This window comes from Chitinilyticum aquatile DSM 21506 (assembly GCF_000430805.1).
In the GTDB taxonomy this organism is placed as follows: Bacteria; Pseudomonadota; Gammaproteobacteria; order Burkholderiales; family Chitinibacteraceae; genus Chitinilyticum; species Chitinilyticum aquatile.
Map to the genome: position 1 here is coordinate 46,938 of NZ_AUMS01000004.1, position 22,422 is coordinate 69,359.

Annotated in this window: 23 protein-coding genes; 15 read left to right on the forward strand and 8 right to left on the reverse strand. The window is 61.4% G+C overall.

Going from position 1 to position 22,422, the window contains the following annotated elements:
• The first annotated feature begins 157 nt into the window (after positions 1-157).
• A complete protein-coding gene (locus tag H559_RS18580) occupies positions 158-481 on the forward strand; it encodes a DUF2218 domain-containing protein (RefSeq protein WP_051278859.1) in 324 nt (107 codons plus the stop codon).
• Between the two features lie 29 nt (positions 482-510).
• Entirely contained in the window at positions 511-1,899 is a 1,389-nt protein-coding gene (argH, locus tag H559_RS0102965; RefSeq protein WP_028451464.1) for an argininosuccinate lyase, read from the forward strand.
• 100 nt (positions 1,900-1,999) lie between these two features.
• On the opposite strand, the gene H559_RS18585 is transcribed toward argH, so the two are convergent.
• Genes H559_RS18585 through H559_RS0102980 form a run of 3 tightly spaced genes read right to left on the reverse strand, consistent with a single transcriptional unit; the run spans position 2,000 to position 9,565 of the window.
• Positions 2,000-6,541, reverse strand: coding sequence for a PAS domain S-box protein (locus H559_RS18585; protein WP_051278860.1), 4,542 nt, complete (start codon positions 6,539-6,541; stop codon positions 2,000-2,002).
• Positions 6,538-8,445, reverse strand: a complete 1,908-nt coding sequence (locus tag H559_RS21290) for a PAS domain S-box protein (protein WP_028451465.1) — start codon at positions 8,443-8,445, stop codon at positions 6,538-6,540. Before H559_RS21290 ends, H559_RS18585 begins: the two co-directional genes overlap by 4 nt.
• 1 nt (position 8,446) lies before the next feature.
• The gene (locus H559_RS0102980; protein ID WP_051278861.1) at positions 8,447-9,565 is read right to left on the reverse strand and encodes an HD-GYP domain-containing protein; all 1,119 of its coding nucleotides are present in this window, start codon (positions 9,563-9,565) and stop codon (positions 8,447-8,449) included.
• A gap of 411 nt (positions 9,566-9,976) precedes the next feature.
• Between H559_RS0102980 and H559_RS18595 the strand changes: the two genes are divergently transcribed.
• Positions 9,977-10,450, forward strand: coding sequence for a GNAT family N-acetyltransferase (locus H559_RS18595; RefSeq protein WP_034639557.1), 474 nt, complete (start codon positions 9,977-9,979; stop codon positions 10,448-10,450).
• Between the two features lie 76 nt (positions 10,451-10,526).
• Positions 10,527-11,234 carry a hypothetical protein gene (locus tag H559_RS22895; RefSeq protein WP_051278862.1) on the forward strand — a complete coding sequence of 236 codons (708 nt, stop codon included), beginning with the start codon at positions 10,527-10,529 and terminating at the stop codon, positions 11,232-11,234.
• A 21-nt stretch (positions 11,235-11,255) separates the two neighbouring features.
• On the opposite strand, the gene H559_RS0102995 is transcribed toward H559_RS22895, so the two are convergent.
• From H559_RS0102995 to H559_RS0103005, 3 genes are all read right to left on the reverse strand, one after another.
• Positions 11,256-11,810: a thioredoxin family protein gene (locus tag H559_RS0102995; RefSeq protein WP_028451467.1), complete on the reverse strand. Its 555-nt coding sequence runs from the start codon at positions 11,808-11,810 to the stop codon at positions 11,256-11,258.
• 76 nt (positions 11,811-11,886) lie between these two features.
• The gene (locus H559_RS0103000) at positions 11,887-12,222 is read right to left on the reverse strand and encodes a hypothetical protein (protein WP_028451468.1); all 336 of its coding nucleotides are present in this window, start codon (positions 12,220-12,222) and stop codon (positions 11,887-11,889) included.
• Between the two features lie 87 nt (positions 12,223-12,309).
• The gene (locus H559_RS0103005; protein WP_028451469.1) at positions 12,310-13,218 is read right to left on the reverse strand and encodes a LysR substrate-binding domain-containing protein; all 909 of its coding nucleotides are present in this window, start codon (positions 13,216-13,218) and stop codon (positions 12,310-12,312) included.
• 91 nt (positions 13,219-13,309) lie between these two features.
• On the opposite strand from H559_RS0103005, the gene H559_RS0103010 reads away from it, so the two are divergent.
• The 5 genes from H559_RS0103010 to H559_RS21300 all read left to right on the forward strand — a co-directional run bounded on the left by H559_RS0103010 (position 13,310) and on the right by H559_RS21300 (position 16,382).
• Complete coding sequence (locus H559_RS0103010; RefSeq protein ID WP_028451470.1) at positions 13,310-13,567, forward strand: DUF2917 domain-containing protein; 258 nt, start codon at positions 13,310-13,312, stop codon at positions 13,565-13,567.
• 3 nt (positions 13,568-13,570) lie between these two features.
• Positions 13,571-14,098: a DUF3291 domain-containing protein gene (locus H559_RS18605; protein ID WP_051278863.1), complete on the forward strand. Its 528-nt coding sequence runs from the start codon at positions 13,571-13,573 to the stop codon at positions 14,096-14,098.
• A 117-nt stretch (positions 14,099-14,215) separates the two neighbouring features.
• Complete coding sequence (locus H559_RS18610) at positions 14,216-14,902, forward strand: hypothetical protein (protein WP_051278864.1); 687 nt, start codon at positions 14,216-14,218, stop codon at positions 14,900-14,902.
• A 74-nt stretch (positions 14,903-14,976) separates the two neighbouring features.
• Positions 14,977-15,981 carry a porphobilinogen synthase gene (hemB, locus tag H559_RS0103025; RefSeq protein WP_028451471.1) on the forward strand — a complete coding sequence of 335 codons (1,005 nt, stop codon included), beginning with the start codon at positions 14,977-14,979 and terminating at the stop codon, positions 15,979-15,981.
• A complete protein-coding gene (locus tag H559_RS21300; protein WP_051278865.1) occupies positions 15,981-16,382 on the forward strand; it encodes an Imm10 family immunity protein in 402 nt (133 codons plus the stop codon). Before hemB ends, H559_RS21300 begins: the two co-directional genes overlap by 1 nt.
• Positions 16,383-16,429: 47 nt before the next feature.
• On the opposite strand, the gene H559_RS0103035 is transcribed toward H559_RS21300, so the two are convergent.
• A complete protein-coding gene (locus H559_RS0103035) occupies positions 16,430-17,158 on the reverse strand; it encodes a GNAT family N-acetyltransferase (RefSeq protein WP_028451472.1) in 729 nt (242 codons plus the stop codon).
• A 539-nt stretch (positions 17,159-17,697) separates the two neighbouring features.
• On the opposite strand from H559_RS0103035, the gene purE reads away from it, so the two are divergent.
• From purE to H559_RS18620, 6 genes are all read left to right on the forward strand, one after another.
• Positions 17,698-18,186 (forward strand): 5-(carboxyamino)imidazole ribonucleotide mutase, encoded by a 489-nt coding sequence (purE, locus tag H559_RS0103045; RefSeq protein ID WP_028451473.1) that lies wholly within the window; start codon positions 17,698-17,700, stop codon positions 18,184-18,186.
• A gap of 12 nt (positions 18,187-18,198) precedes the next feature.
• On the forward strand, positions 18,199-18,495 hold the full coding sequence (locus H559_RS0103050) for a hypothetical protein (protein WP_028451474.1): 297 nt from the start codon (positions 18,199-18,201) through the stop codon (positions 18,493-18,495).
• The gene (locus H559_RS0103055) at positions 18,492-19,658 is read left to right on the forward strand and encodes a 5-(carboxyamino)imidazole ribonucleotide synthase (RefSeq protein WP_028451475.1); all 1,167 of its coding nucleotides are present in this window, start codon (positions 18,492-18,494) and stop codon (positions 19,656-19,658) included. Before H559_RS0103050 ends, H559_RS0103055 begins: the two co-directional genes overlap by 4 nt.
• Before the next feature lie 18 nt (positions 19,659-19,676).
• On the forward strand, positions 19,677-20,360 hold the full coding sequence (locus H559_RS0103060) for a DNA alkylation repair protein (RefSeq protein ID WP_034639561.1): 684 nt from the start codon (positions 19,677-19,679) through the stop codon (positions 20,358-20,360).
• A gap of 87 nt (positions 20,361-20,447) precedes the next feature.
• On the forward strand, positions 20,448-21,689 hold the full coding sequence (locus tag H559_RS0103065; protein ID WP_028451477.1) for a TIGR03862 family flavoprotein: 1,242 nt from the start codon (positions 20,448-20,450) through the stop codon (positions 21,687-21,689).
• 78 nt (positions 21,690-21,767) lie between these two features.
• Complete coding sequence (locus H559_RS18620; protein ID WP_034639563.1) at positions 21,768-22,040, forward strand: hypothetical protein; 273 nt, start codon at positions 21,768-21,770, stop codon at positions 22,038-22,040.
• Here the strand turns inward: H559_RS18620 and H559_RS0103075 are convergent.
• On the reverse strand, positions 22,037-22,399 hold the full coding sequence (locus H559_RS0103075; RefSeq protein WP_028451478.1) for a hypothetical protein: 363 nt from the start codon (positions 22,397-22,399) through the stop codon (positions 22,037-22,039). The genes H559_RS18620 and H559_RS0103075 overlap by 4 nt on opposite strands.
• Positions 22,400-22,422: the final 23 nt, after the last annotated feature.

Here is a 22,422-nt window from a genome sequence, read left to right on the forward strand (position 1 = left end):
CGGCGGACCGGGCTCGGCTTTGGGGTGAAGGGGGATTTGCCGAGACAAATCCCCCTTCCCGTCCGCCGGGCGGAACCGGCATGCAAAACACCGCGCCGCAGGCGCTAAAAAGCGATTCACCCAAAAGATAAAAAGCCACCATTCAAGGATACACACCATGGTACAGAGCCAGACCCAAATAAATACCGAGCTTGCCAAGCAATACCTCTTCAAACTCTGCAAACACTTCGCCCGCAAGATCCCGGTCGACTTCGACGACAGCCAAGGCCTCGCGCGCTTTCCGATTGGCGAATGCCGTTTTTTGGCCGACAGCAGCACGCTGCAATTCCGGCTGAGCGCCCCCGATCCGGAGCAATTGCAACGCCTGCAGCGCGTGCTGGAAGAGCACCTGCAGCTGATGCGCCGCGCGCCCGATTCCGCGCTGGACTGGCTGCCTTCTGATCTCCCCTGTTCAGGCGACACGGCTGCCCCGTATAATTGAGGCCATTTTGCCCATTCAGGATTTCCCCCATGCAGGACACTGGCAGCAAGACCTGGTCCGGTCGTTTCAACGAACCCGTCACCGAACTCGTCAAGCGTTACACCGCTTCCGTGAATTTCGACAAGCGCATGGCAGAGGTCGACATCCAGGGTTCGCTCGCGCACGCCCAGATGCTGAACAAGGTTGGTGTGCTCAGCCTGGAAGACCTGCAGGCCATCCAGACCGGCATGGCCGACATCCTGAGGGAAATCAACGCCGGCACCTTCGAGTGGAGCCTAGACCTCGAAGACGTGCACATGAATATCGAAAAGCGCCTGACCGAGCGCGTGGGCGATGCGGGCAAGCGCCTGCACACCGGCCGCAGCCGCAATGACCAGGTTGCCACCGACATCCGCCTCTACCTGCGCGGCGCCACCGATACCACCATCAAGCTGATCCGCGAAGTGCAGATGAGCCTGGTGGATCTGGCCGAGAAGAACGCCTCGACCGTCATGCCCGGCTTCACCCACCTGCAGGTGGCGCAGCCGGTGACCTTCGGCCACCACATGCTGGCCTACGTGGAAATGCTGGGCCGTGACGCCGAGCGCTTCGTCGACGCCCGCAAGCGCATCAACCGCATGCCATTGGGCTCGGCTGCGCTGGCCGGCACCACCTACCCGATCGACCGCCTGTATACCGCGCAGCTGCTGGGCTTTGACGGTGTGTGCGAGAACTCGCTGGATGCCGTATCCGACCGTGACTTCGCCATCGAATTCACCGCTGCCGCCGCACTGGTGATGACGCACCTGTCGCGCCTGTCGGAAGAGCTGATCCTGTGGATGAGCCCGCGCTTCGGCTTCATCGACATCGCCGACCGCTTCTGCACCGGCAGCTCGATCATGCCGCAGAAAAAGAACCCGGACGTGCCGGAACTGGTGCGCGGCAAGACCGGCCGCGTCAATGGCAATCTGGTGTCGCTCTTGACGCTGATGAAGGGCCAGCCGCTGGCGTACAACAAGGACAATCAGGAAGACAAGGAGCCGCTGTTCGACACCGTCGACACGCTGACCGACACCCTGCGCATCTACGCTGACATGATGCGCGGCATCACCGTGAAGCCGGAAGCCATGGAGCGCGCCGTGCGCCAGGGCTTTGCCACCGCGACCGACCTGGCCGACTACCTGGTGAAAAAGGGCCTGCCCTTCCGCGACGCGCACGAAGCGGTCGCGCTCGCCGTGCGCTACGCCGAGCAGAAGAAGAAGGATCTGGCCGAGCTGTCACTGGTCGAGTTGAGCAGTTTCTCGGCGCTGATCACCGACGACATCTTCAGCATCCTGACCTTCGAAGGCTCGCTCAGCGCCCGCGACCACATCGGCGGCACCGCGCCCTTCCAGGTGCTGGTGCAGGTGGCCAAGTGGCGCGAACGGCTTGGGAATTGACAGGTATATAGCCATAGCCTTCTCAATTAAAAGGCTACAGCCACATACCCAGTAAAAACCCCCGCAGATGCGGGGATTTTTACTGTAGTCCCTCCCATGTTCAGGGAGCAGACGCTGCAGGCAACTCGCGCCGCAACAACACAAGCGCGGTCGGGTAATCAAAAGCCTGCATGGCCTGCTCGAGCCTCGAAAACAGATCGGCATCCAGCGTTTTCTGCAAAGAAGCGGCATGATCATGGAAACTCTGTACGGCACGAAAATCGCCGCGTTCCAGGTAGCTCATCAACCCGGCTACACGCTGGGCCAACGCTTGCTGATTTTCCGTCTCAACCGGTTCCGGCACCTGGCGGAACGGCCGAAGGTCTTCTTCAAGCCAGGCCAGGTTGGTCGCCAGCTCGGCCAGTTTTTGTCCGGCCTCTTCCGGTACGGCCTGCAAACCGAACATTCGTTCCAGCTCGCCAGCCAGCTGCTGTATCTGCGACACACCCAGCATGCCGGAAACACCTTTCAGCGCATGCGCCAGACTTCTGGCGCCATCGAGATCGCCCAGCCGGTACAGCTTGCCAAGCCGTTCGGCGTCTTCGCGGTGATTGTCGCAATACATCAGCAGCATCTGCAGATAGCGTACCCGCTTGCCACGCAGGCGCAACAAGCCGTCAGCAAAATCAACGCCTCGCAACGCTGACAGGTTTTCGGCAGAGGGAGCCCCCGATGCAGCGCGTTCAGCCTGCCCGTAGGCCGGAGCGGCGGCCAGGCTCTGTCGTTCTGGCAGCCATTTCAGCAGGGTGGCAAACAGGTCGTCCGGATTGACCGGTTTGCCAACCAGATCATTCATGCCGGCATCGACGCAGCGAAGATAATCTTCACGGAATACGCTGGCTGTCAGTGCCAGTATCGGCATGCTGCGTCCGGCCGGTCGCGAGCGGATTTCCCGGGCGGCCGACAGACCATCCATATTCGGCATCTGCACATCCATGAGGATCAGGTCGTAATCGGCAGCATGCGCCATCTGGACGGCTTCCCGTCCATCGCGAGCCCAGTCAACCTGCATATTGATCCCGCCCAGCAAAGCGGCCATCACCTCCTGGTTCACTGGCTCATCCTCGACCAGCAGGACACGCGTCCCGGCGTAATGCTGTGCCAGACGTTTTTCGGCCTCGCCCAATCCCCAGTGACCACTGGCTTCCTGCCGTGCACTGGCAATGCCAAACCAGCCGGTAAACCAGAAAACACTGCCTTTTCCGGGCTCGCTGCGCACACCTGCAGCACCATCCATCAACTGGGCAAGCCGGCTGGTAATCGCCAGGCCAAGGCCGGTGCCACCATAGCGCCGCGTTGTCGAGCCGTCTGCCTGCCGAAATGCCTTGAACAACTCTGGCAGCTTTGCTGCTTCAATGCCGCAGCCGCTATCTTCTACCTCGAAGCGCAGCAGTATCTGGTCATCGCGGCGCTCCTGCTCCTGCACGGTCAGTGACACACCTCCCCGGCTGGTAAACTTGATGGCGTTATTCAGGTAATTCAGCAGAGCCTGCCGCAAGCGCGTCGGATCACCATGCAGCCAAACAGGTGCGGACTGGCAATCGGTGCTGAAGGAGAGTCCCTTGGCATGCGCCTGCTCGGCCAGCAAGGCCCGCACATCACCGAGGACGTCCTGCAGGGAAAAATCAATCAACTCCAGATCAAGCTTACCTGCTTCGATTTTGGAGAAATCGAGGATGTCATTGATCACGGTGAGCAGGTGATTGGCTGCAACGCTGATCTTGTCCAGCCTGCCAGCCTGCCCCGGCTCCCGGATTTCTTTTCTGAGCAGATGCGTCAGGCCCAGAATCGCATTCATCGGTGTGCGGATTTCATGGCTCATGTTGGCCAGAAACTCGCTTTTGGCCTGATTGGCAGCCTCGGCTGCCACACGAGCAGTGTTGAGCTCAATCGTACGCTGCTCAACCAGTTCTTCAAGATGCAGGCGGTAACCTTCCAGCTCCTGATTGATCCGGATTTTCTCGGTAATGTCGCTCTTGATTGCCAGATAGTGCGTCACCCTGCCATCGGGCTGGCGAATCGGGGTGACAATGGCCTGCTCGATGTACTCTTCGCCGTTCTTGCGCCGGTTGTAGAATTCACCGTGCCAGGTTTCACCTGCCTGCAGGGTAGCCCAGAGTTCGTGATAGACAGCGGCAGCAGTTTTGCCTGACTGCAACAGGCGCGAGTTCATTCCGAGCAGTTCGTCGCGCGCATACCCGGAAGAGCGCAGATAGGCTTCATTCACATACTCGATGGTGCCATCCAGACTGGTGATGGCAATGCTTTCAGGACTCTGCTCCACGGCCTGTGAAAGCTGCTGCAGTTGCGCTTCGATACGTGCCCGCTCGGTGACATCACTGATCAGGATGACCACAGCATCATGCCCGGCAAAACTGAGCTGGTGGGCCGATACCTCGACCAGAATGGTGCGGCCATCTTTGCGCCGGTGCTGCCACACTCCCGTGCAGCCCGCTGCACCAGCAAGTCCATGTAGAGCCTGCTGCAGTCGCTCATCGTCTTCCTGCGGACGAATATCGCGAATGGTCATCCCGAGAAACTCGTCGCGAGAATAGCCATAGTGATCGATAGCCGCGTCATTGACCGCGAGGAAGGCCAGCGTCTGCTTGTCAAACACCCACATCGGATGCGGGTTGGCTTCGAACATGTCGCGGTAACGAGCTTCACTTTCACGCAACACCTCTTCTGCCTGCTTGCGATCGCTAATGTCAAGATTGACGCCGAACAGGCGGGCCGGACGGCCCTCTTCGTCCTGCTGTACCCCTCCCCTGCTGACCAGCCAGCGAACTTCACCAGAGGGCCAGCGCACCCTGAATTCGGCCTCAAAGGGCTGGCCACGATGGATTGCGTCATCCCATTGCCGATCGATGGCGGGCAGATCGTCGGGCAGAATCCGGCTGCGCCAGGTCTGAGGCGTCAGTTCTCCGGGCTGCGCTTCACCATATAGATGCCAGCACTCGGCCGACCAGTAGATCTGCCCGGTACTCAGATCCCAATCCCAGATGCCGACATGCGCACCTTCCTGCGCAAGCAGAAGGCGCAATTCACTCTGGGTCAGCGCCTGGCTGACCCGTTCGGCATTCTTCTTGGCTTCCAGCGCATCTTCCATCAGGTTGAGCGCAGCAAGCCTGGCCTGACGCTGCTCGGCCATTGCATTGGCCTGTACGATCTGGATGGCTTCTTCGGCCAGTTTGCGACGGGTGATGTCTTCGGAGAAAACAACAATGCCTCCGACCTCGCCATCGCCAAAATGCCATGGTCGCACTTCCCAGCGCAGCCACTGCTCCGAGCCGTCTGCCCGCACGAAATGATCTTCGTCCTGCCTGAATATCTCGCCTGCCAGTGCCTTGCGGTGAATTTCCCTCCACTCGACGCTTATTTCCGGAAAAACAACGTAATGCGATTCACCGATCAGATTTCTGCCTGCCAGGCCATAATCCTCCAGCCAGCGGTGGCTGACCGCAAGATAGCGCATGTTGCGGTCAAACATCGCCAGTGCAGCCGGCGCATGATCGATCAGCAACTGCAGGCGCTCCTGGCTGGCCCGCAAGGCCCTTTCCGCCAGTCGGCTCTCGGTGATGTCCTGCAGCATGCCACGCAATTCGACAACGTTGCCGTCACGATCACGAATCGCCTCGCCACGCGCCAGCAGCCAGCGCCGGACACCATCATCGCGGATGATCTCCGTTTCGACTTCGTATGGCCGACCCTGGTGTATTGCCTGCTCGACAGCCGCACTCAAGCGCGCCCAGCTGTCCTCCGCAAAATACTTCGGCACCTCGGTAAAATCAGCTGGCGGCAAAACGACATCCCGCCCAAAAAGGTGGAACATCTCTTCCGACCACACCGTAAGATCATTGCGGAAATCCCATGTCCAGCTGCCAATCTTTCCCAGGTGCTGGGCTTGCTGCAGCACAACTTCATTGCTGCGGCGTGACTGGATATCTTCGATGACCGAAATGAAGTAATCCGGATCACCGTTTTTTCGCCGCACCAGTGACACCGTCAGATTGATCCAGACGATGGAACCATCGTCGCGCAAGTAGCGCTTTTCAGTCGAATAAGAATCACGCTTGCCCGCCAGCAATTCCCGCATCAGAGCCAGATCAGCCTCCAAGTCATCGGGATGGGTAATGTCCTGGAAGGTTTTTTCCAGCAACTGCTGTCGGGAGTAACCGACGATTTCGCATAGCTTGTTATTGACCCGCAGCCAGTGCCCATCAGGCCCCACATGGGCAATTCCGACTGCTGCCTGCTCAAAGGTAGCTTCAAAACGGTTTTCCGAATTGTCCCGGGCAACGCTCAGTTTCTCGAAGAACACGGAAAAAAGTGTTCCCATCAACAGAAAACCGGCCATCGAAAAAGCGGTTGCCATCGATACCATGTGGAACGAAAAAGCTGGCGGAACGAACAGATACCAGACCAGCACGACACTGATCAGGGTTGCGCCAATACCGCCCCTCCACCCGCCCAGCCAGGCACAGAAAAACACGGTCGGAAAGAAAAAGAACCAGACATACGGACTAATGAAAGGATATAGCGCCCACTGTACGGCAGCCGCCAGAAAGGGCAGGACAAGCGCCAGAAGCAGCCGATGGTTCATGAGCGATGCTCTCCGCTGGCCGACTGGGCGGCAATGAAATCCAGTGCAAACGGGGCAGGCGAACCAAGCTGCAGTGACAGGGCATTGATCTGCTGCTTCAGCCTGATCATGTCCAGCTCCCGATCGACACTGGCACGATTGAAACGCTCCAGTTCAACATGACGGGCCAGCAATTCAGCCTCCACTTCCTTGCGAGCGCTGATGTCGATGGTAATGGCCAGCACGCGGTCTTCATTGCCAAGACGCATGGGCTGAAGCTGAACATCCAGCCAGAAAAGTACGCCGTGGCATGTCTGGCTTTGCCATTCAAAGCGCTGAGGGCCTTCCGCTCTGGCCTTGTGAATCAGGGCGAGGGCATCAGCGGCAGAAAACGGCGGGGCAAGCCAGTGATCACCATTTTGCAGATCTGACAGCGTCTCATACCCAAACTGTGCAATTGCCTTGTGATTGGCAGCAAGAATGGCGCCGCTTTCACCGTCATGCACGAGGATGGCCACGGCAGCATTCTCGAACAGCGTCCGGTAGCGTTCTTCGCTGTCGCGCAGCCCAAGTTCTGCCAGCTTGCTGACGGTGATGTCGCGATCCAGTCCGCGATATCCGCACCATGAGCCGTTTCCGTCAAACATGGGCGTACCATTGCTGCGAATGTAGCGCAGGCTGCCATTCTTATGCTGCAGACTGAGCTCGATATCCCGAAATGGCAGGCAGCGCCTGAACAGCGCCAACTGGCGAAGCCTGCCTTCATGGGATTCATCCTGCGACATCAGGTCGAATACGGTACGCCCAAGCACATCATCTGCCGTATAGCCGAGAACCTCTTTCACGCCAGTGGATGCAAAGATATACCTGCCAAGGGTATCAACCTCCCAGATCCAGTCTGCCGAGGCTTCCACAATGTCATGGAAGCGTTTTTCACTGGCTCGCAATTCGGCATCCGCCCGCTTGCGCTCACTGATGTCCTGAGCGTAAACGATGCGTCGTGACCCGCTGCCATCCTCTGCACGGACTAGCGTTGCGTCGAGCAACACCGGGAAACGGCGACCATCCCGCCGAATGTGTTCGGATTCGAGGGAAACATGGCCCGACCGTTCGAGGGTATCCGCAAGCCGGCCCAGATCTGCGCGGTGCTCCGGTGAAAAAACGATGTTTACATATTGCCCGACCAGCTCTTCCGGGGAATAACCCCGCGCCTTGGCAAAACAGGGGTTCACGGCCAGAAAAACATTGCGCGATGCATCGCTGATGGCGATGCCTATTTCAGCCCGTTCAAATGATTCGACCCATAAGCGGCTTTGTGCTTCTGCAGTCTTCTGCTGCGTCACATTGCGCGAAATACCGAATGTGCCCAGTAATTGTCCGTCACCATCGCGCAGCGGCCCTTTGGTGGCCTGGAATACGAGGGTGCCAGAACTGGTCTGCAGTGTTTCTTCAAACGAACATACTCGCCCTTCCCGGATTGCCTTGCGGTCATACTCGCGCAGCATGGCCGCCTGCTCTGGCGGAAACAGGTCTTCATCCGTCAGCCCCAGAACCTCATTCAGCGGTTTACCGACAAACTGGCTGGCTGCCAGGTTGAACAGTATGTAGCGGCCATCCAGATCCTTGGCAAAAATCGCGTCTTCCGAACTGTTTGCGATTGCTTCAAGCAATTGCCTGGCGTGTAGCTGGGCAAGGAGCGCCTCGGCATTGCGCAAGACGAAACGCTTCATCAGCAGATACAAAACCAGCGCCGTAACGCCGATGAAAAACCAGCCTTTGAGAATGCTGGCTACGGTCAGAGCCTCCGGCGTGGAGAACAGAAAGCGTACGGCCAGATCGGAGAACAATATCCAGTTGATGCCCAGAGCGACATAGGCCGCCACGATGTAGATGATCGTCCGGTGTACCGACCAGCGAATTTCCATGTCATTCCTCCCGGTATTGCTCCGCAATGGCGACAAAATCGGCAAAATTCGCCAGAAATGCATCCGCAATATCGGGATCGAAGTGACTGCCGCGCCCTGCGGTGATGATGCTGCGGGCTTCGTCATAAGACAGCGCCGGTTTGTAGACGCGTCGTGAAATCAGAGCATCAAATACGTCGGCCAGAGCCATGAGGCGTGCGGACAGTGGAATCGCGTCACCAGCCAGCTTGTCGGGATAGCCGCTACCATTCCATTTCTCGTGATGGCTGCGTGCAATTTCCTTGGCCAGCCCGAGAAAGGGAACGGGTAATTCGACATCGCGTTCGGCCATGATAATGGCCTCCTCGCCCAGTTGCGCATGCGTCTGCATGATTTTCCATTCTTCCGCCGTATGCGATCCGGGTTTGCGCAGAATCGCATCGGGGATGCCGACCTTGCCGATATCGTGCAAGGGTGCCGAACGGGTCAGCAAATCGATATAGCCGTCGTTCAGCTGTGCAGCAAAGCGAGGATGCTCCTGCAAAAGCCTGGCCAGCAGCTGCACATAGCTCTGGGTACGCAGAATGTGGTAACCCGTTTCCGGATCACGCGTTTCGGCCAGATGCGCCAGCGCGCGAATCGCCACCAACTGGGTCAGATCGTTGTCGTGCATGCGGCGACGAACTTCGGCTTCCAGCCAGGCATTCTGGTCTTTCAGCAGATCGCGTGCCTGTTTCAACTCCAGCTGCGTACGCACCCGTGCAAGAACCAGCGGCGGAATGACGGGCTTGAGGACATAATCCACCGCACCTTCGGCCAGGCCACGCAGCTCGGCGGACAATTCGCTCAGTGCAGTCACCAGAATCACGGGAATATCGCAGGTAGCAGGATTACTGCGCAGCTTCTGGAGGACGGCGTAACCATCCATTTCCGGCATCATCACATCCAGCAAAACCAGATCGGGAAGCGGAGGCTGGTGTGCATATTCGAGCGCAAGTACACCGGATGTGGCCGCCCTGACCTGGAAGCCTTCTTCCTGCAGCAAAGTGCCAAGAATGATGAGGTTTTCGGGCGTATCGTCCACCAGCAGGATCGTGGCTGTACCACTGCCATTTGCTGTATTGCAAATCGGATCATTCATCATTCAGGTACCCGTCAGCCAAATACCCGTTCAGCATAGTTCAACCAACGCGGCAGTAGGAAATGCTAATGTAACCAGCTATATAGGCAATTTCAGCAATGCCAAAACCACCGAAAGGGTATGGTGCCAAGACCGATAATTCCATTGGGATGGGGGGCATTACCCATCGGTGTATAAGAAGCAGCCGGTTTCAGGGCTTCCCTGCACTTTGCCCGCTGCGCAAAGCCCATTCTTCATGCATGCCGTGCAGATGGCCATTTCACAGAATCGGAGCCGATTTCTTGCCATGGCCGATGCTTGCGACCGTTTATCCGAAATATTCATGCTTCCCCAGCATGACCGACACTTGGCATGCATTGACCCTGCGGAAACTGCCAGTTAAGGTCGCTCCTTTGTCTGCAGCTTTCCTCAATGTCCCTGACCTGGCACTGGCACACCTTCGATACCATCCCGCCCCGCATCCTGTTCGACTACCTGCGCCTGCGCAGCGACATCTTTGTCGTCGAGCAGGCCTGCGTCTTTTCCGATATGGATGTCTTTGACGAGGATGGCTGGCATCTGGTCGGGCTGGATGCCAATAGTCGCGTGCAGGCCGGCCTGCGCCTGCTTGCCCCCGGCGTGAAATACGCGGAGCCCTCGCTCGGGCGCATCGTGCTTGCGGCACATTTGCGCGGAATGGGGCTTGCCGATGCGCTGGTGCAGGAAGGGCTGGCACAGTCGGAACAGCTTTACCCGGGATCAGGCAACCGTATCGGCGCACAGGCGCGGCTGCAGCGTTTCTACGAGCGCCAGGGCTTTGTACGCGACGGCGAGGAATACGACGAAGACGGCATCGCGCACGTGGAAATGCGGCTTGACCGCACGGCGGAAAAGTTGCTCCGCTGAGCCAGCCGGCAGCGCTGGCAATGACGGAAGCGGCATAGGCTTAACAATCCACACCGCATCCTGCCGGAGGTTCGCCATGAAACGCCTGCTTCTTTCTGCCTTGCTGGCGCTTGCCAGCCCCTTGCCCGCAGCCCTTGCCGCAACGGCCGGCAGCGTGCAAACCACCAGCCCGAGCCAGTCGCAGCTGATCAATACCTATAGCAGCTGGGCGGGTTCACCGGAAAATGCCAAAGCGCTTACCACGGCACTGCGCAATGGCGGCACGGCAACGCTGAGCGACGGTACGCAAAGCAGCTCTGTTACCAGCAACAAGAGCACGGGCTGGGGCAATGTGTCGCTGGCACTGGCAGCGGCCAGTTACTCATTGCAGCAGTACGGCATCACCAATCCCAGTCCCGCCCAGATCAGCGCGGCGCTGAACGGCGGCACTCTGCTTACCGCCAGCGGCACCGTCACCCTGCAGGGCATCCAGTCAATGCGCGAGAGCGGAATGGGCTGGGGAACCATCGCCCAGGCACTGGGCACCACCGTCGGCCAGCTGAAAGGGCACGGACGCCAGAACCAGCAGGCCGCCGCGGCACAGCGCAGCCAGAACAAGAGTGGCAAGCAGGCCGGAAACGATGCCGCAGCCAAGGGCGCAGACCACGGCAAGGGCAACGGTCAGGGAACAGGACAGGGAAACGGCAATGCAGGAGCCGGAGGCGGCGGAAACGCCGGCGGGGGAGGGAAAGGCGGTGGCGGTGGCGGTGGAAATGGCGGAGGCAAGGGCGGCGGCGGGCGCTAGCCTGATTGCGGACATCGCCCTTCAGTCCTGCCGCCACTTGATATTGCAGCCCACGCTGGGCAACTGCTCCTGCGGCGGCTTGCCGCCGGCGACAAGCAGCGCCACTGCACCCAGCAGATCAGCACCGTCCGGTTCGCCCTTGCCCGGGCGGCTGGCGTCGAACTGGCCGCGATAAAACAGCTTCAGTTCACTGTCGAAGAGGAAGAAATCCGGCGTGCACGCCGCGTGGAAAGCACGGGCGACTTCCTGCGTGGCATCGAACAGATAGGGAAAGGTGTAACCCTCGGCTTTCGCATGACGCAGCATCGCGTCGGGCGCATCGGCCGGGTAGGTGAGCGGATCGTTGCTGGAAATCGCCACCATCCCGACATCCTCTTCGGCAAGGATGGCACCCAGTGGCGCCAGCGCACGGTTCAGGTGCTGCACATACGGGCAGTGATTGCAGATGAAGGCCACCAGCAGGCCATGCTGGCCGGCGAGCGCCGACAGCGTATACGGCGTGCCGCCACCATCGGCGAGGGTGGCATCGGGCAGCGGAGTGCCCAGCAGAAGCATGGTGGACGCAGTGAGTGCCATGGCGGGCTCGCGGCTTGCTGTGATCGGGCTGCCAGTATAGTGCGGGAGAATGCCGCCGGGCGAGGCGGCAGAATGTTCAGGCGACAGCGGGCTCGTGCAGGTTTGCCAATGATCGCTGGCCGAGCAGTTCGCATTCTTCCAGTGTGATGATGCGGCCGAACTGTGCCTCGGAGAGACCCAGCGCGCGGGCCAGCTTGCGCGCCTGCGCTTCTACCTTGGGTGCGAAGACTTCCATGTCGCGGGCGGCGGCGGCGTAATACTCCCAGTCCGCCGTACTGCCGGCTTCCGCCGCTTTCTGCCAGAAGGCCTCGATACCGGCACGACAGGCCTGGGCGCTGGCGATGCGGGCATTGTATTCGGCCACGCTGTAGTAACCGGAACGGGCAAAGGGGCGGATGTCTGTGTGATTCATTCGTCATACCTCCAGGCTCCGTTCATCGGCCATATCAGCAAATTCTTTAATACAACGATGCGCTCACCCGCCGCCTCACAGGCTTCGTCAGGACTCCTGTGCCGCCACCCAGTCGCGCATCTCATCCGCACTGCGCGTGGCCACTGCCTGACACCAGTCCCGGAAATGGTGCAGCTTGGGACTGCCTGCCAGCCGCGGGGCCCAGGCCAGCCAGTAGCTCAGCGGATGCGGCACGGCCACACCCGCCACCGCCCGAAAGCGGCCGGCCAGCAGATCATCCAGCACCAGCGACAGCCGCAAGAGCGCCAGCCCCTGCCCCCCGGCCACCGCCTGCTGCGCCAGATTGTTGTCATTGCAGGACAAGCGGTAGTCGGGCTGCCACTCGCCCAGCCCGGCCGCCTGTGCCCAGTGCCCCCACGGCTCCATTGTGCCGATCAGCCGCACGGCAGCGACATCGGCCGCACTGGCAGGAAAATCCGCCAGATCGGCACGCCCAACCAGCACCAGCCAGTCAGGCAGCAGCGGCGTGACCTGCAGGCCGTCCCAGTCACCGCTACCCATGCGCAAGGCCACATCCACCTGGCCATTATGCAGGTCATCGAAGCCGATGCCCGCACGCACGTCAATGCGGTATTGCGGATGGCGGCCCTGGAAATCCGGCAGACGCGCCATCAGCCACTGCATGCCGAACGAGGGCAGCGTGGCGATTTTCAGCTCGTTCGGCCGAGGCCGCGTCTGCAGCGCGCGCGTCACCTCGGCCACATCACCCAGCGCCATACGGATTTTCATCGCGTAGAAGCGGCCATCCTCGGTCGGCACCAGCCGGCGTCCCTGCCGCTCGAACAGCGGCAGGCCGAGGTAATCTTCCAGCGCCGCCAGCTGGTGGCTGATCGCGCTGTGCGTCACCGCCAGGGCATCGGCCGCCCGGACCACGCTGCCCAGCCGGCAGACCGCTTCGAAGGCGCGCAGCGCCGCAAGGGGAGGAAGTGTATTCATGTGAATGAAACTAACAGAAAACCCGAAAAAACGTCAGCGCAACGGCAGGAATTCGTCGATATAGTGCATTAAATGCCAATGGAGTACAGCCATGAACGACTATCTTCGCCTTGTCCTGCAGGAACGCGAGCTGCTGATTGCCGAGCTGGCCGCCCCCGCCGAGCTGGCCTGTGAAAGCGGCCTGCTGTGGCTGTCGAGCAGTGCGCGGCTTGACGATCTGGTGCTGGCCGCCGGCGAGCAGGTACGGCTCGGCCGTGGCCACCTGCTGCTCGAAGGCCCGGCTGCGCTGTGCTTTCACGGCGCGCCGCTGAGCATTTTTCCCCGCACACAATCACGCCCCGGAAACTGAACCATGCCGGATTCCCCCTTCTTCCCTGCATCGTCCGCCACCGGCCATCCCGACTGGCAGCTGGCGCAGATCAACGTCGCCCACGCCATCGCCCCGCTGGATGATCCGCGCATGGTCGGTTTCACCGGCCAGCTTGATGCGCTCAATGCACTGGCCGAAACCAGTCCCGGCTTCATCTGGCGCCTGCAGGACGACAGCGGCAACGCCACGAACATCCAGGCCAGCGCCGACCCGCTGCTGCTGGTGAACATGTCAGTCTGGGCCACGCTGGCCAGTCTGCAGGCCTATGTGTACAGCGGCCCGCACCTCGCCATCCTGAAACAGCGGCGCGACTGGTTTGCCAAACCGCAAGGCACCATGCTGGCGCTGTGGTGGGTGCCGGCCGGCCACCGGCCGACGGTCACGGAAGGAATGGCCGCGCTGGAGCAGCTCCGCCGGCATGGCCCCGGCCCGGCCGCCTTCAGCTTCGCCCGCCCCTGGCCGGCACCCGCACAAACTCCAGCCACAGCCCGAACAAAGGCATGGGTATAGGGCTGCAGTCAAATATTTCAAATGGCTAGGGTCATATACCCATAACAACAGCGCAATGATCAGCTCCTGCGGGCGACTCCGCGCTACACTGCCGAAACCTTGCTACAGGATTTCACCATGCGCCCGTTCCCTCTTCTGCTGATTCTGGCCTGCTCGCCCGCCCTCGCCGGCGGCTTCCAGTCCTGGGTACCGCCCGGCTGGAAACTCGTGCAGCAGCAGCACGGCGACCTGAACGGTGATAGCCGCAGCGATGCCGTGCTGGTCATCGAAGGCACCGATCCGGCAAAACACGTCAAGAACGAAGAACTGGGCGAGCCGGATCTCAACCTCAACCCGCGCCGCCTGCTGGTGCTGCTGGCCAAGGGGCAGGGCTATGAAAAGGCCGTGGATAACGCCGAGTTCCTGCCAGGCCCGAATGACGCCGAAGCCCCCTGCCTGGCCGACCCGCTTGATGGCAGCGGCGTCAGCATCCGGCGTGGCAGCCTCGTCATCCATTTCAACTACTGGCAAAGTTGCGGCAGCTGGGGCAGCTCAGAGGTCACCTACCGCTTCCGCCTCGAAGACCGGCGCTTGCGGCTGACCGGCATCGATAGCGGCGAATTCATGCGCAACAGCGGCGAGCGCAGCGAACGCAGCTACAACCTGCTCACGGGCAAATGCAAGATCACCACCGGCCTGAATGAATTCGAGCCCGCTCGCGGAAAAGTCGAGTGGAAAACGCTGCCCATTGCACCGCCGGTCCATCTTGAGCAGCTCGGCAGCAGCGGCTCGGGCACCGGCATTCCTGCCGGCTGCGCCCCCTGAACATCATTATTGCCACTGCTGCATGCCACCGGCTTGCTCTAGAATAGCGGCATTGCCTTTCAGGATGCCCGGCCATGAGTTTCAATCGCAGCTTCCCCGCCACCCGCCTGCGCCGCATGCGCCGTGATGACTTTTCGCGCCGCCTGATGCGCGAGAACACGCTGACGCCCGATGACCTGATCCTGCCGGTATTCGTGCTTGATGGCGTGAACCGCGAAGAAACGATTGCCTCGATGCCGGGTGTGAAACGCCAGAGCATCGACCGCCTGCTGGAAACCGCTGCGGAAGCCGTGCGCCTTGGCATTCCGGCGCTGGCGCTGTTTCCGGTGATCGAGCCTCACCTGAAGTCGCTGGATGCCAAGGAAGCGTGGAACCCGCGCGGGCTGGTGCCACGCACCATCCGCGAACTGAAGGCCGCCTTTCCGCAGCTCGGCATCATCACCGACATCGCGCTCGACCCCTACACCAGCCACGGCCAGGACGGCATCATCGACGAAAACGGCTATGTGCTGAATGAAATCACCGTGACCGCGCTGACGCGGCAGGCGCTGTGCCACGCCGAGGCCGGTGCCGATATCGTGGCCCCTTCGGACATGATGGACGGCCGCATCGGCAGCATCCGCAGCGCACTCGATCGCAATGGCCACGAGCTGACCCGCATTCTGTCCTACGCCGCCAAGTATGCGTCGGCCTTTTACGGCCCCTTCCGCGACGCGGTGGGTTCGAGCGGCAACCTCGGCAAGGCCGACAAGAAAACCTACCAGATGGATCCGGCCAACAGCGACGAGGCACTGCACGAAGTCGCGCTCGATCTGCAGGAAGGCGCCGACATGGTGATGGTGAAGCCCGGCATGCCGTATCTCGACATCGTGCGCCGCGTGAAGGACGAATTTGCCGTGCCGACCTTCGTCTATCAGGTCTCGGGCGAATACGCGATGCTGAAGGCCGCCGCGCAGAACGGCTGGCTGGACGAGCAGAAGGTCGTGCTGGAAAGCCTGCTGGCGTTCAAGCGCGCCGGCGCGGATGCCGTACTGACTTACTACGCACTGGATGCGGCGCGCTGGCTGCGCGAGGGCTGATGCCGGACGCGTTTCACCCCATCCGGGTCGACCAGTTTCATGCCAGCCATGACAGTGACGAGGATATCCTGACCGTCGCCTTTGCCGAAGGCAACGACCCCGATCCCGAAAACTACCTCATCCTCGAAAGCGGCGAGCCCGATGAACTGGGCCGCTGCTATTTCGAGATTGGCGATCGCGCCAACTCGGGCTACGACGGCTTTGCCGGCTGGTCGCTGGCAGGCCGGCAGATCGTCCTGCACTTCACAGCAGCCTGCGCGCAGCGCTTCACCTGCCCCGGCCTCGTGCTGGCGCTGCCGGATGACGTGGAGATCGCGACGGTTACTGCAGCGCTGCAGCAGGCACTCGGCATTACAGCGCCCCCGCTTGGACAACATACCTGGCCACCCATACTACCCTAGCCATTCCCTGAAAATGGCTACGAGCAAATACCCGCCAAGTCAGGCATTCAGACCAGCTCGTCTCTTGCGGCCAGCAGCGGCGCAGTAAGCGCCGACAGGCTCTGCCGCTGCCGGCCCGCGGCATCAAAGTTCGCCTCATCCAGCCAGCTGGCATACGCCATCGCCAGCGCCGGCCACTCGCCATCGAGCACCGAAAACCATGCCGTGTCGCGGTTGCGGCCCCGGTTGACCGTCGCCTGCCGGAACGTTCCTTCATAGGAAAAACCCAGCCGTTGTGCTGCCCGCCGGCTGGGTACATTGAGCGCATTGCACTTCCATTCGTACCGCCGGTAACCCAGCTCGAAAACATTTTTCATCATCACCACCATCGCGGCAGTCGCCAGGCGCGAGCGCGAGAGTTGGGGGCTGAACGCCAGCCAGCCGACCTCGATGCTGCCGGCTTCCGGCGCGATGCGCAGATAGCTCGCCAGCCCCAGCGCCTGTCCCGGCGCAGCCCCCGGGCAGATCGCGTAGAACTGCGGGTCGCGCTGCGCGGCGATCTGCTGCAGGTACGCGGTAAAGTCGTTCTCGCTGGTGAAGGGTCCGCAGGTCAGATAGGCCCAGATATCTGCAGAGGCGCAGGCGAACGCCTGCCACAGCGGTGCGGCGTGCACGGCAGGGTTCAGCGGCTCGACACGGCAGTCCCAGCCTGCCAGCACGCGGTGCTCGGGAAAGGGTGGCGGCTGCCAGCCCGGCACGGGCTCGCCAAGGGGAACGGTGAAAACGGGTTCAGTCATGCGGGATGTTGCTGGCAATCGAGAAGTGCCAGCTTACCCCAGCGCGGTGTCGTGCACATGTCATCGGCCCGCAGAGGAACAAAATCGGGAGGGAAAAAAATGGCACCCAGACTGCGGGTGCCAGGAAGATGGAGGAATGAAAAGTCTCGCAGCAAAGCTGCGGGTTATCGCCTTGACTCTTCATCATTGATTCTACGGATCTTCCCGGCAAAAGCCAACACATACTTTCTGTATGTGTACACATGCATAACAAATAATTACACAGCAATTACCAATGTAACTTATTGTTATCAGATTCTGGCGGGGGAGGAAAAAACAGCGCCAGGAAACAAGCTGCGGCGCTGCTCAATATTTAGGATGGAAACAAAACACAGGCATGACGCCTATGCATTCATGGTGCCATCGGGCTAAAAACAGCTCAATAATAATATTCTTATATTTATAAAAAACAACAGTTTTAAGCGCGCCTTCCGCCAGCCAGATACTGACAATCCCTGATTTTTCGGTAAAATCCGCGTTTTACGCGAGGAAATACCGCCATGGTGCAAGTAGGCGTGGTCATGGGCAGCAATAGCGACTGGGAAGTCATGCAGCATGCGGCCAAACAGCTCAAGGCATTCGGGGTCGAATTCGAATGCCGTGTGGTTTCCGCACACCGCACTCCCGATCTGCTGTTCGAATACGCAGAAACCGCAGCGGAACGCGGCCTGACCTGCATCATCGCCGGAGCCGGCGGCGCAGCCCACCTGCCGGGCATGCTGGCGGCCAAAACCACCGTTCCGGTGCTTGGTGTGCCGGTGCCCAGCAAATACCTGCGCGGCGAAGACTCGCTGCTGTCCATCGTGCAGATGCCCAAGGGCATTCCGGTCGCCACCTTTGCGATCGGCGAAGCTGGCGCAGCCAATGCCGGCCTTTTTGCCGTGGCGATGCTTGCCGGCCAGAATGCCGCACTGGCCAAGCAACTGAATGATTTCCGCGAAACCCAGAAGCAGACCGTGCTGGCGATGAGCCTGCCGGACGTGGACTAAGCCGGACTTATCGTGCCCCTGCCCGGCAGCAAGCCGCCCGAACCGGAATGGCAACGCGTGCTGGCGCGCGGTTTCTGGCGGACGGTGCTGCTGAAAGGCTCGCTGGGCTGGGGCCTGCCCTTTGCCGCGCTGTTTGCCGTTGTACAGCAGATTACCGGACGCGCAGCCGAGTTCCTGCCCGCCATGCTCAATGCCCTGCCGCTCGGCTTTGTTGCCGGCGCTGCCTATGGCTGGGCGGTCTGGGGCTATGCCTGCATCCAGTCCGTGAAGGCGCGCCTGCGCCAGAATGAGGAAGACGAAGAATCATGACCAAGCCGCTTTCTACCCCCATCCTGCCGCCTGCCATGCTCGGCATTCTGGGCGGCGGCCAGCTGGGCCGCATGTTTGCCACCGCCGCCAAGACCATGGGCTATGGCGTGATGGTGCTCGACCCGGATCCGCAGGCACCGGCCGCCGATTTCGCCGATGTGCACCTCTGCAAACCCTATACCGATCAGGCCGCCCTGCAGCAGATGGCCGACTCTTGCGCCGCCATCACCACCGAATTCGAAAACGTGAATGCCGATTCGATGCGCTGGCTGGCTGCGCAGGGCTTGCGCGTGTCGCCTTCCGGCGATTGCGTCGCCATTGCGCAGGACCGCATTGCGGAAAAAACCTTCATCCGCAACGCCGGCCTCGCGACAGCGCCCTTCCTGGCGGTGAAAAACGCCGGCGACCTGCCGGACGATCTCTCTGCCTACCTGCCGGGCATCCTGAAAACCGCCCGTCTGGGTTACGACGGCAAGGGCCAGGTCCGGGTGAAAACGGTCGAGGATGTGCGCTTTGCGCTGTCTGAACTGAAACACCAGCCCTGTGTGCTGGAAAAGATGATGCCGCTGGTATCCGAAATTTCGGTCATCGTCACACGCACCCGCGCCGGCGAGGTGGTCAGCTTCCCGCCAGCCGAAAACGAACACGCCAACGGCATTCTCGACGTATCGATCGTGCCGGCACGCATCGCTGATACCGTCACCGCGCGCGCGCGCGACATGGCCATGACGCTGGCCGAGAGGCTCGATTACGTCGGTGTGCTGGCCGTCGAATTCTTCGTGCTCGAAGGCGATGAACTCGTCATCAATGAAATGGCGCCGCGCCCGCACAACTCCGGCCACTACACGCTCGACGCCACGCTGACGACCCAGTTCGAGCAGCAGGTGCGCGCCATGTGCGGCCTGTATCCGGGCAAAACCGACCTGCTGCGTCCGGTGACGATGGTGAACCTGCTTGGCGACGTGTGGGGCGAGGATGGCAGCGAGCCGAACTGGGAAATCCTGATGACGGCGCCCAACAGCAAGCTGCACCTGTATGGCAAGAAGGAAGCGCGCATCGGCCGCAAGATGGGCCATTTCAATGTGCTGGCTGACGATGCCACCGACGCGCTGGAGCAGGCGCGCGCCATCATGGAAACGCTGGGCAACCAGCGCAGCGCCTAAGGGACGGCGGCGCTCATCATGACGCCGCAATCCTTCACGAGCGACCTGCTCACCGGACTCGGCGCACAGTGCGATGCCGCGAACGCGGCGACGATGCATGCCTATCAGCGCAAGCAGTTTGCCTTTGCCGGCGTCAAAACACCGGCGCGCCGCCAGATCGCCACACCGCTGATCCGGGCGGCGCGGCAGTCGTTTGACGAGGCGGATTATGTTTCCTGTGCCATGCGGCTCTGGGCCGAGCCCTGGCGCGAATGCCAGTATGTCGCGGTGGATCTGCTCTGCGACCATGCGCGCCACTTCGGCCCGGACATGCTCGCCGTTCTCGATACGCTGATCGGCAGCAAATCGTGGTGGGACACCAACGATGCGCTGGCCAGCAATGTGCTCGGTCCGCTGCTGCGGCATCACCCGCAGCTGCTGGCCGATATTGATGACTGGGCTGCCGGCGAACGCCTCTGGCACGCGCGTTGCGCCATCCTGCACCAGCTACGCTACGGCGCGCAAACCGACAGCGCCCGTCTGTTCGGCTATTGCCGCCAGCAGGCCGGCCACCCCGATTTCTTCATGCAGAAGGCCATCGGGTGGGCACTGCGCCAGTATTGCCGGCACGACGCCGAGGCCGTCACGGCCTTCGTCGCAGGGATGGGCTCCGCACTCAGTTCCCTTTCGCGCCGCGAAGCGCTCAGGCATCAGCCGGACTGAAAGCGCAGCACCGCACCCGTCAGGCAATCCCGCGCGCCCGGCAGTGATGGCGTAGAATGGCGCGCTTTCAAGCCAGCCAGACCAGCGATGACATACGATTCCACCTCTTCCCGCATAGCCATCATTGGCGCCGGCCCCGCCGGGCTGATGGCCGCCGAGGTGCTGTCCGAAGCCGGCCTGACTGTCGATCTGTATGACGCCATGCCATCACCGGGGCGCAAATTCCTGCTGGCCGGCATCGGCGGGATGAACATCACGCATTCCGAAGCGCTGGAACCCTTTCTCGACCGCTACGGCGCTGATGGCCGCGCAGCGCTGGAGGCCAGCATCCGCCGCTTTGATCCTGTCGCGCTGCGCGAGTGGATTCATGGTCTGGGCATCGAAACCTTTGTCGGCAGCTCCGGCAAGGTATTCCCGCGCGAAATGAAGGCCGCGCCGCTGCTGCGCGCCTGGCTCGCCCGGCTGAAAGCCGGCGGCGTCAGCCTGCACGTGCGCCACCGCTGGCTCGGCTGGGATGAAGCCGGGCGCTTGCGCTTTGCCACGCCAGACGGTGAGGTGACGGCGGAGCCCCGTGCCACCCTGCTGGCGCTCGGTGGCGGCAGCTGGGCAAAGCTCGGCTCGGACGGCGCATGGCAGTCGCTTCTGGCCGCCCGTGGCATCGGGGTCGAAGCACTCAAACCGGCCAATTGCGGCTTCGATACCGGCTGGAGCACGTTTTTTGCCGAGAAATTCGCCGGGGCACCACTCAAAACCGTCGTTGCCAGCGTCAGGGATGCAGAGGGCAATGTGCTGACCCGCGCCGGCGAATGCGTGGTTACCGCCACCGGCATCGAGGGCAATCTGGTCTACGCCTTTGCGCGCCACCTGCGCGAAGGCATCGCCCGCGACGGCAAGGCGACGTTCACGCTCGACCTGCTGCCCAACCACTCGCCCGAGCGGGTGCGGCAGGAAGTCTCCGCCCCGCGCGGCGCGAAATCGCTGTCGAGCTTTCTGCAAAGCAAACTGAACCTCGGTGGCGTCAAACTGGGCCTGCTGCGCGAAATACTCGATAAAGACGCAATGAACGACCCGGTGCAACTTGCCGCCGCGATCAAGGCGCTGCCGATTGCAGTGAACGCCACCCGCCCGCTCGACGAGGCGATCAGCAGCGCCGGTGGCGTGCGCTTCGCGGCCATGAATGCGGACTATATGCTGAACGCGCTGCCCGGCGTGTTCTGTGCCGGCGAAATGCTGGACTGGGAAGCACCAACCGGCGGCTACCTGCTGACCGCCTGCTTCGCCACCGGCCGCGCCGCTGCGCAGGGCATGATTAAATACATCAACACGTAAATAGCTACAGCCATTCATTCATCAAGGGTTCAGGCCAATACCCTGATGCTTCAGCTTTCTGATGCCGGATACCTGCCCATGCGCGCCTGTTTGAGCCTTCTTGCCACCCTGCTGCTGGCCGCCTGCGGCACCGTCACGACCACCGTTGCACTCGGCAGTGCGGCCATCAGCGCAGCAGGAACTGCGATCAGCGTCGGAACCACGGTCGCCGGCGTCGCCTGGGATGTGGGGGCGGCGGGCGTCAGCGGCGGCACGGCGCTGGCTCGAATGGCTACCGCCAGCGCGCCGGGAAGCGCACCGCAAGCCGCTGCGCCAGCCAGTGCAGCCGTTACCGGGCAGGAAACGCCTTAACCGAACAGGCTGCGGCCGCAGCCACGCAGCGTAGTGACAATGCCGGCCAGAATCAGGCCGCTGGCCACCGGAAACGAGGCTGCACCGAACAAGGCCGCCCCCAGAAAAGACAGCACACTGAGCAGCACGCCCAGACCAATCATGCCCAAGCCGGCCAGCAGAATGCCATTGCCCTCGCGCCGCGATTCCCTGCCCTCCTGCCTGGCGGCGTCTTTCATGATCTGCGCGGTCAGCGCTTCATCATCAACCTGGCCTTGCACGTACTCGCGCACTTCCCAGCGCTTCTGCCCGGCCAGCATCATTTCCTTGGCAATACGGGTTACATCATCACGGTCGACGGGCTTTCGGTAGGTTCGCATTGCTTTGGTCCGGTTTTAACTTT